The following is a 12,661-nucleotide window of genomic DNA, read 5'->3' as shown; positions in this document are numbered from 1 at the left end:
AAATTCTCACCAATTAAAGAGAGAACACTGTGCATAACTCTATTTTTCCTCAATGTAATAAGTCGTTTAAAGACTTTATATCAGCTCTAAACAAAAAGTTAATTGATGGCTCGAATGGACAATACCGGAGAAAGCCTACTTTTTTATCTGCTATGGTGGCTGAATCTCTTCCTGGGAAGCCTGACAATTACAATATCAACACGCTTAAAGCCGAATTGAAGAGCAATGACACTCATTCAAACCAAAATCGCGCTGGATTCCTAACATTCAACTCAAATACTCTGCTAAAAGTTACAAGTTTGGGTAGAAAGCTTAGAAAAAAGGAAGGCATTGAGCTCGAAGTTGCTTACAGAATAGCAGCGGAGGGACTTGCACTGCAAAACATTGAAGAGATCATTTATGCATGCAGAATCCCTGTCCCAAAAGATGAATTTCACCGTGTTTGCCTTGATGGGTTAATCTTTTCTCTATCTGTAGGTAAAGGCTATCCAAATAGCAATGTTAGAGATCTCGTTATAACTGGTTATCGCTCCCCTTCCTATTGTGTACATAAGTCAACTGAATACGCTTTAGGTTGTGTGTCATATGGTGACATGCTGAAAATAACTTACCCCTCTCCACTTAGTCGTCGAGTCGAAGATACTGATTTATCCACCCTATACATATGCAAATATTCTGCTGGAGAGCCTCGCATTCCTCTACCTCTGTTAAGCCGGGAAGTGGCATACAATCTATCTGAGCATTTGTTTATCGATTTTGTTACGGAAGAATTAAGTGCACCTTTGGAACCATATTTTATAAAAATCACGGAATCGGAGCTCTTTTTACACCTTCAAGAATGGGCTATTAGACACCCAAAAACAGCAAGAAATGCAACTAGCCCCTATTTTGAAAACTGGGGCAACCTAGCACTGGACTTACCAATGAAGGCGAAACTAGCAGTCGGGAAATAAGAATATAGATAAAGCCGCATTGTGAATTACTTACAAAAACGAAAAAAGCCGATTGTAATTTAATCGGCTTTCTTGACTCAGTGTGAAACTTTATTACTTAGGATGATACTTTAATACTAAGTATGAATCTTTATTCCTAAGCCACATTAATATAAAACCCTTTAAACCAAATTATTCAACTGTCACTGATTTTGCTAGGTTTCGTGGTTGGTCAACGTCTGTCCCTTTAATCACAGCGACATAGTATGACAATAGCTGTAGTGGGATTGTATAGACAACGGGTGCAATAATGTCTTCAACGTGATTCACATTCATTACACGCATCGTATCATCTGACGCAAACGCAGAATCTTTATCAGCGAATACATAGATGATCCCGCCACGCGCGCGTACTTCTTCGACGTTAGACTTCAATTTTTCGAGTAGCTCATTGTTTGGTGCCACAACAATGATTGGCATGTCAGCGTCAATCAACGCTAGCGGACCGTGCTTTAATTCACCTGCCGCGTATGCTTCTGCGTGAATATACGAGATCTCTTTAAGCTTCAATGCGCCTTCCATTGCGATTGGGTATTGTGAACCACGGCCAAGGAACAGAGAATGATGCTTATCTGCAAACTCTTCAGCCAATGCTTCAATGCCTTCAGCCATGCTTAGTGCTTCTTCTAGCTTGTTAGGTAACGTCTTAATAGCATTAACAATCACGCTCTGATCGCGACCTTTTTCCTGCGCGATAGAGGCAGTTAGCATTAATAGGCCAACCAGCTGCGTTGTAAACGCTTTGGTTGAAGCAACACCAATCTCTGCGCCCGCTTTGGTCATAAACGCCAAATCAGATTCACGTACCAGTGATGAGCCAGGTACGTTACAAATGGTCATAGACGCCATGTAACCTTGCTCTTTTGCTAAGCGCAATGCCGCTAACGTATCCGCTGTTTCACCAGATTGAGAAATCGTGACTAATAAGCTGTTTTCGTGCACAAACGACTCGCGGTAGCGGAATTCTGAGGCAATTTCCACATTACAGCTGACGCCTGCAAACTGCTCTAGCCAATAACGCGCCACCATACCTGAGTGATAAGATGTACCACATGCGATAATCTGAACATGCTTCACATCTTTAAAAATCTGGTTTGCGCTGCCACCAAACGCATCTACTGTTACACGGTCGTTTTCAAGGCGGCCTTCAAGGGTATTACGCACAGCCAATGGCTGCTCATAAATCTCTTTTAACATGTAGTGACGATATTCACCTTTACCAGATGCATCTTGCGTGATGTTCGACTCAACGACTTCACGCTCAACCGCATTGCCATTCACATCATAAATTTCAACCGTATCACGGGTAATACGTGCAACATCACCTTCTTCTAAGAAGATAAAGCTGCGTGTCACAGGTAACAACGCGAGCTGATCTGACGCAATGAAATTTTCACCCAGGCCTAGACCAATCACCAATGGGCTGCCTGAGCGTGCCACGATGATTTCATTGTCGTTTTCTTTGTCAAAAACAACCGTACCGTACGCACCTTCAAGCTGCTTAGTCGCGGCTTGTACTGACTCAAGCAAACTGCCATGCTGTTGGCGCAATTGGTGAATAAGGTGCACCATCACTTCTGTATCTGTATCCGATAAGAACGTATAGCCATCTTCTTTTAACGCGTGACGCAGCGCTTCATGGTTTTCAATGATGCCATTATGTACCAGCGCAATTTGCTCATTAGACAAATGTGGGTGAGCGTTCGCTTCGGTTACACCGCCATGTGTAGCCCAGCGCGTGTGCGCAATGCCGGTAGTGCCTTTAACTTCTGCACGTTCAAGTGCACTGGCTAAATTAGCCACTTTACCTACTGCTTTAACCGTATTTAGTGTGCCTGCACTGCTCAGTGCCACACCGGCTGAATCATAGCCACGGTATTCTAGACGTTTTAAACCTTCAATTAGAATTCGGTTAACCGGGCGCTCTGCCACAGCTCCTACGATGCCACACATAATCTCTCCATTCGTTGCACGTTTGTGTGTTTACTCTTGTGTGATCTCTGCACAGATCACGTTTACGCCATGTGCCTCGATCGCTTGGCGCATCTCTGGTGCCAAGGTGTTGTCGGTGATCAAGGTGGTGACTTGCTGCCAAGGCAGCTCTAAATTTGGAATTTTGCGACCAATTTTTTCAGACTCAACCAGCACTATCACTTCTCTTGCAGTTTCCGCCATCACCTTGCTCAATCCAATCAACTCATTGAATGTGGTGGTTCCCCTCGCCACATCAATGCCATCAGCACCGATAAACAGTTGATCAAAGTCATATGAGCGTAGCACTTGTTCGGCAACTTGGCCTTGGAAGGACTCTGAATGTGGATCCCACGTGCCCCCGGTCATCAATAAGGTGGGTTCGTTCTCGAGTGATAATAAGCGGTTAGCAATATTAATGGCATTCGTCATCACGACTAAGCCTCGCTTGGTCGCAAGCTCTGGGATCATGGCCGCAGTGGTTCTGCCACTGTCAATGATGATGCGATTATGGTCACGAATAAGCGCTGCGGCTGCACTGGCAATGGCCACTTTGCGCTGCGGGTCTTGCTTGTCTATCCCTGTTGCGACTATCTCTTTGGGCAGCGCCACAGCGCCGCCGTAACGACGCAGTAATAAGCCGCTTTTTTCTAATGCGGTTAAATCCTTTCGAATCGTAACTTCTGATGTTTCGAACTCAGCAGCCAATGCCTCTACACTGACTTCACCTTCGCTGTTTACCCGGCTGACTATGGTATGGCGACGCTGTTGAGTATTTCGTTTTGTCATTTATCTTTCACATAAGTTTCGATTCGAAATTTATGTGTATTCTAGTCGAAACATTGAATAATGTTCAAGTTTAAATTTGGCTAAATAGTTTACAACTTGCGCCCACATTTTCTACTCTACAATCATAACAAAATATTAAAAAGGATTTAAATTAGCATGGTAATCTTACACAAAACCTACAAAACCACATTGCGACACACGTTTGAAATGCCTAAAATAGAAACAAACAACATATAACACAATTAATCCTGATTTTATGAAATTCATTACGCTAGTTGCTGGGCTGCTAATTAGCCCCCTTTCCTACGCTGCGGTATCTCCTTGGTTAGATTTCACCTATCAAAATGGGCTGATCACCATTCCAGTCAAAGTTTCCAACATAGACAGCTACGCCGTTTTAGACACAGGCGCAAACACTAACGCCATTAACGAAAATTTTGTCGCCAAGCATAACCTTAAATATAACCACACTGGTAATATTGAAATAGAAGGGGCATTTGAAACAAAGCGCAACAAAATCTATCAAAAAGTACCGGTCTCATTTTTTGGTATAGACACACATCTAGAAAGGTTACCTTCACTGGATCTCAGTATGCCTAACAATGCCGTGTTGTTTGGCCAAGGTTTTTTTAAGCTCTTTAATACACAAATAGATTATCCAAATAAGCGCATGCGCCTACTTACGCATGATCACCTCAATATTAAAGAGTATGAAAATATCGATTTCAAACTGCAAAAAGGATTTGAACAACCTATCGTGAAAGTTACATTAGAAGATAAATCGATGTGGATGCTACTCGATACCGGTTTTACAGGTGGAATGTTAATCGAACGCCGCATTGCAAAAAGCTTTGGCTGGTTAAAGAAACAAAATCCAAAAACCTATTTTGCAGGAGCCAATACCACAGAGAAAATGGAAAATGTAAAAGCTCAAGAAGTCAAATTTGGCCCATTTACACTCTCTAACGTGCATGTGGCGTTTCCTGCAGAAGGCAGTAAGGTCAATGTCTCTAGCCAATACCGCCATACTAGCAGTAAGATTAGAGGTGTGAGAGTAAGCGGCATCGTAGGTTATGACGTGTTCAAACATTTTGTCATGACCATGGATTTAAAAAACGGCAACCTACATGTGGGTGTGCCAGAGAAGAAACTTTAAACCTCAGAGCCAGCGCTTAGCGCTGGCTCCTTTATGTTATTCGTAACGTAAAATCAAAGACGGTCGTATTGTCGCAGCTCTAAACGCCAAGATAGCAACAGTCAGCTAAGTACTTAGCGCCACAAACCCAGCACTCAGTACATACACCCAGAGTGCCGGTGAAATACGCTCGTTAAAATGGTTTAGCTATCCATCAAGTACCCAATAACTGAGTGGGAAAGACAGCAGTACCGCCGCGCCAATCAAGACTACATATTCCTTTGCTAATAAATTCACAATGCTGACTCGTGATGCACCCAAGACCTTGCGTACAGCCACTTCTTTTTGCCTGCGCAGCACTGAGAAAGAAGCGAGGCCCAATACACCCAAGCATGTTAATGCAACCGCTAATGCGCTGAAAAATAAAACCAACTGCTGTATGCGTCGCTCACTTATATGCGCGCTAGTATTCACCTTCAATGCGAGTGATTGATACTTCATGTAATTTCAATTGACTTGCAAGTAAGGCGCTTGCTTTCGCTGTGTATTTGGCTAGCTCCTAGGTCAAAATAGCAGCAATTTATATAGGCAAATTGAATTATTCGCGTACACTATCACTGCGTTTCTAATTTAGGGTTTCATGATGACAGCACAACTTAAAAAGGAATGGTTTATCTCCTGCATAGGGTGGAGTGCCTTTATTCTCTTCATGTCTGCCACTTATGTACTCTATGATTGGTCTGTGCCACCAGCAGAAGAGATCAATAATCGCCCTTGGTGGGCTTTACAAGAGTGGGGGCTTTGGTATCTATTAACCCCCGTGGTATTTCGCCTGCTCACGCAGTATCACCTAGCCAATCAGCTGACCAAGCAAAAGTTTATTCATATCCTAGCTTTGATGTTATGCATTTCGATGACCTATCAAGCCATTTTTGATTTTTGGATATTGTGTGATCCCATTCCTTACACCATGCTGTACTTCGCGCCCACCCACCCTGTGGTGCTATTTGTATTGAGCTATCTTTGGCATACTTTTTTGCGACCTGACAAACCCGTTCATCATAATACATTTGAAGTCGAATCAGGTAACACCACGACACAACTGAGCTTTAGTGATATCACCCACATCAACTCGGCCAGTAATTATGTTGAGCTCCACACAGAGCAACAACATTACCTTAAGCGGATCACCTTAAGACAAATCGAGCAGCAGCTCCCTGATTCCCAATTTATTCGAACACACCGCTCACATTTGGTTAATTTAGACTTTGTTGAGCGCATCCAAATAAAGCCTTCTGGTAGCGGCCTTGTACTGCTCAAAAATGGTAAAATGGTGTCGCTGAGCAAAGCCTTTAAGCCCATCGTTAAAGCCAAACTCCAGCACGTTGCTTAACCGTCGATACCATACTCGTCCCAGCCCTGTAGGGACGAGTGAACAACACCATGCCATTCGTCCCAAAAACCCACCAGCCATCCCCAGGTTGTTGATTATAAAAGATTGATTTATTTCAATATCCACAGTACGTAAGTTCAAAATGGAAATACACTCACCATGAAAGTATCCGCTTATTCAGTGATAACCTTGCTTGGTTTATGCGCCAATACCTTCAGCAGCGCCACTGTCGCAATAACCGATGCACACACAACACATAAACAACAAGTTGCTGCAACGCACTATGAAAATGAAACCCTTGAGGCATTATATGGACAAAATGCACTGGACAAGATCAATCAGCTACCTGGGTTCACACTCACACAAAGCAACAACCAACGAGGGCTTAGTGCAGCAAGCGGCAATGTGCTTATTAATGGTGCCAATGCGGCATCAAAGTCTGAATCACTGACTGATATTTTAAGACAGTTACCCAGTGACCAAATCGCCGCCATTCATTTCTATAGTGCAGGTCACCCATTTAGTACAGCAAGTCAATTTAATCAGCTGGTCAATATTATTACCCACTCGCCTAAGCTTGGTGCGCATTGGCAAGCCAGAAGTAAGCTAACTTCCGCTTATGATGACTACCGTCCGAGTGAATTAGCCACGCAGATATCCTTACCGGGTGAGCGCTGGCAACATCAACTCAATATGCATTACCAAGATGATCGAAGCCAGTCGACCTCCTTATTTCAAGCCGTCAATGCCTTAGGGAGGATGGTAGAGCAAGGTCATGAAGCACTATTTGAAAAACGTAATGGCCGGTTATTATCTATCACCAGCCAGCCAAATTTAGTTGATAGCCGGCTCACTTTCTCAGCCAAAGCCATACTTGACGACTTTCAGCTCACGCAAAGCAGAGAAAACGGTTCGCCTTTATCATGGCAATTGAATGAATCAGAGTCTCGTGCTGAATATGAAATGAGTATGAACTGGCAAAAAACCAGTAACAACGATAGTCTGTTTCAATTAGTTGTGCTGCACAACCGAAAGCACACGGATGTTCGCAGTGAGCACTTTGAGCACTCTCTTCTCGCTGTCCCCTATCAACAACATAAAACGCAACAAGAGCAGGTTATTCAGTTCAATACCTCACTGCCCAATCGCACTTACTCACCTGAGTTCGGGATAGAGATCAGTCGTAACCAGCTAGCGGCAAGAACCGACAGCGACGGGGACTTTGAACGCGCCCAAGTTAGCGAAATCAGGTACCAACCTTACGCAGCCATCACTACCCAGCTCACTGCACAGTGGCAACTTTACACACGCTTAAATACGGAACATACCGTACTTAAAAGTCGAGCTCGAAAAAGCAATCAAACCCAACTGGGATTCATTAAGCCACTCATTAGGCTCAGCTATGACCCTCAGTCTAACTGGGATATGACAATAACCGCACAGCATCAAGTAGATCAGCTAGATTTCGATGATTTTGCACAAAGCCAAGATACCGAGTTCAATCGCACCCAATCTGGCAACTTGTCACTCAAACCAAGTCAATATAGTGAATTGGGCACGGAGTTTAATCTCCGTTTGTTTGAGACCTTATTTTTGAATATCAATGTTTATCATCAATGGCAAAAGGACGTCCACGAGTTCATACAACGACCAAACGGCGATGCGATGATTGGCAATGCAGGGAACGCGCAGAAAATAGGGGGCACATTGAGCGCAACGTGGGACACAGCGACATGGCTGTCCGATAGCCAATTAACGCTCAACTATGATTTCGCCAGTGCTCGATATCAAGATCCACTGACCGGACAACGCCCCATTGATGGTCTGATCCCACATGATGCCACGATTGAATTCCGACAAGACAGTCAATACTACAGCTGGGGTATCGATGTCTATTTACCCTTCACAGAGACCAACTACTTTGTTGACGAACTGTATGTCGAAGAAGATAACGTTGAGTTCAGTGCATTCATGGAATATCAATTTACCCATACATTGCGGGTTCGCACATCAATTGCGACCATCAATACGGCGAAGTATAGCTATATACAACACTTTTACGACACAGACAGAAGCGGCGCATATACTGGAACCCTTCGCTTCGATGAGCGCATCGACCCAGTCGTTACACTGTCTTTCTTAGGGCAACTTTGAACAGGGGCATTCGCCCCTCTCATCGCTAATGCACTAAAGGTAATTTAAAACGACAATGACCGTCACTGACACTCCCCACCATTTCATCATAGGCGGTCTCCATATCTAACGTCGCCTCTTTGGCCCCCAAATCGGCCAATTCAACTTCTGCTTCTCGCAAAGAGTTATAGGTCACGATTTTGCCATGTTTATCCGTGATCAAATGATAATTGCCCAACACATCCAGGCCGCCTGCTAAATAATGGTTTGAATCTGCATAGCTTAATATCACCGGATCCATGTAACTGTGTTCAAATTGCTCTTTCAATTCTGTGCGATCCATAAAAAACACCTCTCTTAATGGAACTACCTATATAAACGCACTCAACCCCAGTTTAGTTCAAAAAACAAGCAGCCTCTATGTTGAGCATATTCTATGTCCCAATTATTTTAACTTGTGTATTTATTTCACTAACTTATAAAATAGCGCAACCAGAATAATAATAACTCGGTGCCGCTATGTTCAAACGCGCTTTTATCATTGCTTGTATGCTGTCTCTTACCGCCTGTCAGTCGACCAAAGAAGGCCCTCAAGAAAGTGAGCTAACTCCACAAGTCACCGAATTGCATACAGTGCCAAGCCAGATGCAGCCACACCATCCTATAGAGCAGCAACCTTTCCCTACAGCCCCTATCCATGCTGAAGATGTCTGGCAGCGGATCCGCCAACAAATAAGCTTTGCGCCTTCCAGCCACCCTAGGGTACTCAAACGCGTTAATTGGTATTTGCAGCACCCGAATTACATGGATACCATCAGCCAACGCGCACAGCCTTTGCTGTATTACATCGTCACTGAGATTGAGAAACGTGGCTTGCCTATCGAATTAGCATTAATGCCATTGATCGAAACTGACTTCGATATGCAGGCCTATTCACATAAACATGCCTCAGGGCTTTGGCAATTGACTCCATTGATAGCCAAACACTACGGTATTGAGATCAACCCTTGGTATGATGGACGTCAAGATTTAATTGACTCGACACGCGTCGCACTCGACTTTTTAACCTATTTACACAAACGCTTTGACGGTAACTGGTACCATGCTGTCGCGGCCTATAATACAGGTGAAGGGCGCGTATTAAGAGCCATAGCAAACAATCGCAAAGCAGGGAAATCGACAGACTTCTTTGCTTTACAACTGCCACGCCAAACACGTCACTATGTCCCTAAGCTCATCGCTGCTACGCAATTGCTCAAACAACAATTAATGCCATTTCCAGCCATTGCCAATACGCAGGCCATCACCACCGTGTCATTGCCAGCAGCAACCATTTTAGACAGAGATCCAAATTGGTCTATGTTGGCCGAGCTTAACACCGGGTATGCGCGCTTTCCCGCTTTACTTGGCGGTCCCAATCGACTCATTATGCCAATCGACAAAGCCCAGCAATGGCAGAGCTATGCCAAAAACCTGCCCACAATGCCAAGCAATCAATGGCAAACTTACACAGTACGCCGAGGCGATAGCCTCAGTGTCATTGCAGCTAATTACGAACTGAGTGTGAGCCAACTTAAATCATTTAATCAATTACGCTCAGACACAATACGCATAGGGCAACACTTGGTATTACCGGTACTGGCAGATCAACACTACACCTATACCGTTAAATCAGGTGACAGTTTATGGCGCATTGCCAAGCAATTTAATGTCTCTGTCAATAAATTGAAGCAATGGAATGAACTCTCTGGCTCTACACTGCAAATTGGTAAGCAACTGACTATTTTTTTAGCCGCGCCCTAGACATATCCAAAGGAGGTGAACATGTCTTCACAGCAAGACGACACAGTGGAACAATCTGACGCCACAGAATCGCAGCATAGTCAGCAGCCGAAGTTTAAATTGCGTTTATCACGCTCTAAAATGAACAGCATCTTGGCGCTGTGTGCCATCTTTATTTCTGCGGCATCCTTTTATGCCACATATATGCAAGCAAAGGCCGCACAAGAGCAAGTCACTGCCGCAGAAAGGCAGCTGTATGCGGAAACTTGGCCATGGCTACAAGTCAGCTATAGCGACTATGATATTGAAGCAGAGCGGTCCCACATGACGGTCAAAGTGAAAAACTCCGGCACAGGACCTGCACTGATAAAATCCATGCAATTTGAATATCAGGATACACAGTACGATACCCTCGTCGCACTGTTGAATGATTGCTGTAACCTCGATGCTTACCGAACTGCGCTTAAAGAGCTACAAGCAGATAATGGTGATATCAACTACCTGAAGCAATTTGGCTGGTATGTTACCAGTAACCCCAATAACTCGCTGTTGGCCGATGGCAATGATTTGGTCTTATTTTCCATGGTAAGAAGTAAATTTAATAACAATTTATGGGAAAAAATCGGTGAAATAGCCCATGATATTGAAGTCAATACTTGCTATTGCTCCTTGCTCAAGCAATGCTACACAGTGAATAAAGCGTCAGAAGTAAAAAAGGTTGCGAATTGTTCCAATTCAACACAATAAATCGTCGAAAAGCGGCTAAACACATTTGTTTATACGAAGGGGTCATTGCACATTTATATGTCGATACACGCGGCAATGTGACCTTAGGCGCTGGCTTTCATATTACCAGTGCCAAAGCGCTAAATAAATTTGCACTGCGCGAAAAATCCACCCACAAAGCGGCAAGTCGAGCACTTAAAATACAAGAGTTTGAGACCATTTCTCGCCTACCAGCAGGGCGTCTGGCCAGTTGGTATGAGTCACACTGCAAATTGTACTTGCCACAGCGAGAGTGCATCAAATTATTAGAAAAAAAGGTCGAGGAGTTTGAAGCCGAACTTAGCCGCCTTTTCAATACGAAAAATGGCTATATCCCCTTTCACCGTATGCCCTCCAATGTGCAACTCGCGTTGCTCGACATGGCATACAACTTAGGTACACCTAATTTAAGCCGTGCTTGGCCAAAGCTACTACATGCCATTCGCACTGAGAATTGGCAGCTCGCAGCCCAAGAATGCCACCGAAAACACGTGAGTAAAGCCAGAAACAACGCCACAGCGCGCTTGTTCAAGCAAAGTGGTACCACCAGTTTATTGCAAAGACTCGGTCACTTTATCCTTGCCAAAGCACTCTCTAGATTTAAGCGCTAAGCGCAAATGTTTCAACTGGCGTATAATGGAGCCCGTCATCCAAGGTGTGTGACTGGTATAAATGAAAGTGCGTCACATCAAGCGAGAAAGGTTCGATGGGCACATCAACGTGAGGCACCGGCTTAACACCACGAAACACGGTAATATGGGGTGAAAACGGATAAGGGTTACGATACAAGCCCAATTGCTCCCCATACTCTCGTAAAGGGTCTGCAAGACTGCGCAATGACGGATTTATGTGATCGGGCTGCAAATAAAATATCCCGTTATGAGACCAATACCCAGACTCCGCAAAGCGTAATTGAAAAGGCGGTAACTCCAACTCACTTGCCCATCTGATCAATGTTTCTTCTCGCTCGTTGTCTACCTGTGCAAGAAATGCCAACGTCACATGCCAATTGCGAGACAACGTCGGCGCTTTTTTCGCTGTCACATGCTGAGTGAGCCAACTTTGAATATGCGTTCTGTGCCTCGGTCCCAACCCTATACCAAAAAACAGTCGTTTACCCGACATTATTTAAACACCACAGTTTTATGACTCGGTTGGTACACTCGCGTTTGCGGCGCAGTCCATTTACCTTGCTTAAAATACTCAGTCGCAACGCTAAATTGACCAGCCTTAAAACGACTGGTCGACTTTACCTGCGTGATCCCATCTTGATTACCCACCACCTGTTCATAAGCTGCAAATTCATGGTCACTGATCACCTCTATGCGCCCAGAGGTGTAGAAACCAGCGGTGGTAAAATAATAAAACACCAAGGATTGCTTTTGCTTATCCCAGAAAATCAATGACTCGCCACCATAATCACCATTGTTGATAGAGTGTAATGTCCGGATCGCGGTACCGTTCAATGCCCGCTCCCAGCGGCTCACATCCTGCACTGCTGGCGTCTCTGCGGACATACTAAAACTGGCTTCCCAAGAGCCTAAGTATGGCGCGAATACCTTCAGCTCTTTAGCTAAATCCGCAGACCAAGCAAGTGGGTTGTATATACATATTAAACATAGCCCCCATCGCAGCACATTCATCCTCTTCCCCTCATAGTTTCAAGTGTGCTTTAACTGTAGTGTGTACATCCACAAAGCA

General features: G+C 44.3%; 13 protein-coding genes. 7 read left to right on the top strand and 6 right to left on the bottom strand.

The features are described 5' to 3' along the window. The first annotated feature begins 29 nt into the window (after positions 1-29). Entirely contained in the window at positions 30-953 is a 924-nt protein-coding gene (locus tag JF50_RS20145) for a hypothetical protein (protein WP_039611177.1), read from the top strand. 171 nt (positions 954-1,124) lie between these two features. On the opposite strand, the gene glmS is transcribed toward JF50_RS20145, so the two are convergent. Both glmS and JF50_RS20135 read right to left on the bottom strand, forming a co-directional pair. After that, positions 1,125-2,945, bottom strand: coding sequence for a glutamine--fructose-6-phosphate transaminase (isomerizing) (gene glmS / locus JF50_RS20140; protein ID WP_039611176.1), 1,821 nt, complete (start codon positions 2,943-2,945; stop codon positions 1,125-1,127). Between the two features lie 30 nt (positions 2,946-2,975). Continuing rightward, complete coding sequence (locus tag JF50_RS20135; RefSeq protein ID WP_039611175.1) at positions 2,976-3,752, bottom strand: DeoR/GlpR family DNA-binding transcription regulator; 777 nt, start codon at positions 3,750-3,752, stop codon at positions 2,976-2,978. Positions 3,753-4,008: 256 nt separating this feature from the next. On the opposite strand from JF50_RS20135, the gene JF50_RS20130 reads away from it, so the two are divergent. After that, positions 4,009-4,908: an aspartyl protease family protein gene (locus JF50_RS20130; RefSeq protein WP_039611174.1), complete on the top strand. Its 900-nt coding sequence runs from the start codon at positions 4,009-4,011 to the stop codon at positions 4,906-4,908. A gap of 186 nt (positions 4,909-5,094) precedes the next feature. On the opposite strand, the gene JF50_RS20125 is transcribed toward JF50_RS20130, so the two are convergent. After that, entirely contained in the window at positions 5,095-5,388 is a 294-nt protein-coding gene (locus JF50_RS20125; RefSeq protein ID WP_039611173.1) for an ABC transporter permease, read from the bottom strand. A gap of 139 nt (positions 5,389-5,527) precedes the next feature. On the opposite strand from JF50_RS20125, the gene JF50_RS20120 reads away from it, so the two are divergent. Together JF50_RS20120 and JF50_RS20115 are read left to right on the top strand one after the other, a co-directional pair. After that, entirely contained in the window at positions 5,528-6,280 is a 753-nt protein-coding gene (locus JF50_RS20120) for a LytR/AlgR family response regulator transcription factor (protein WP_080760309.1), read from the top strand. Between the two features lie 159 nt (positions 6,281-6,439). Then, on the top strand, positions 6,440-8,434 hold the full coding sequence (locus JF50_RS20115) for a TonB-dependent receptor (RefSeq protein ID WP_039611171.1): 1,995 nt from the start codon (positions 6,440-6,442) through the stop codon (positions 8,432-8,434). A 25-nt stretch (positions 8,435-8,459) separates the two neighbouring features. On the opposite strand, the gene JF50_RS20110 is transcribed toward JF50_RS20115, so the two are convergent. Next, positions 8,460-8,756 (bottom strand): DUF6482 family protein, encoded by a 297-nt coding sequence (locus JF50_RS20110; RefSeq protein WP_039611170.1) that lies wholly within the window; start codon positions 8,754-8,756, stop codon positions 8,460-8,462. Between the two features lie 176 nt (positions 8,757-8,932). Between JF50_RS20110 and JF50_RS20105 the strand changes: the two genes are divergently transcribed. Genes JF50_RS20105 through JF50_RS20095 form a run of 3 tightly spaced genes read left to right on the top strand, consistent with a single transcriptional unit; the run spans position 8,933 to position 11,571 of the window. Then, positions 8,933-10,216 carry a LysM peptidoglycan-binding domain-containing protein gene (locus tag JF50_RS20105; RefSeq protein ID WP_039611169.1) on the top strand — a complete coding sequence of 428 codons (1,284 nt, stop codon included), beginning with the start codon at positions 8,933-8,935 and terminating at the stop codon, positions 10,214-10,216. 21 nt (positions 10,217-10,237) lie between these two features. Continuing rightward, a complete protein-coding gene (locus JF50_RS20100; protein ID WP_052262573.1) occupies positions 10,238-10,942 on the top strand; it encodes a hypothetical protein in 705 nt (234 codons plus the stop codon). Next, positions 10,921-11,571 (top strand): pesticin C-terminus-like muramidase, encoded by a 651-nt coding sequence (locus JF50_RS20095; RefSeq protein WP_052262571.1) that lies wholly within the window; start codon positions 10,921-10,923, stop codon positions 11,569-11,571. Before JF50_RS20100 ends, JF50_RS20095 begins: the two co-directional genes overlap by 22 nt. On the opposite strand, the gene thpR is transcribed toward JF50_RS20095, so the two are convergent. Continuing rightward, the gene (thpR, locus tag JF50_RS20090; RefSeq protein WP_039611168.1) at positions 11,561-12,085 is read right to left on the bottom strand and encodes an RNA 2',3'-cyclic phosphodiesterase; all 525 of its coding nucleotides are present in this window, start codon (positions 12,083-12,085) and stop codon (positions 11,561-11,563) included. The genes JF50_RS20095 and thpR overlap by 11 nt on opposite strands. Next, positions 12,085-12,603: a hypothetical protein gene (locus JF50_RS20085; protein WP_039611167.1), complete on the bottom strand. Its 519-nt coding sequence runs from the start codon at positions 12,601-12,603 to the stop codon at positions 12,085-12,087. The genes thpR and JF50_RS20085 overlap by 1 nt, the downstream gene beginning before the upstream one ends. Positions 12,604-12,661: the final 58 nt, after the last annotated feature.

Source organism: Pseudoalteromonas luteoviolacea, assembly GCF_000814765.1.
GTDB classification, from domain to species: domain Bacteria; phylum Pseudomonadota; class Gammaproteobacteria; order Enterobacterales; family Alteromonadaceae; genus Pseudoalteromonas; species Pseudoalteromonas luteoviolacea_H.
The sequence above is the reverse complement of the archived record's forward strand: the minus strand, read 5'-3'. Positions and strand labels throughout refer to the sequence as shown.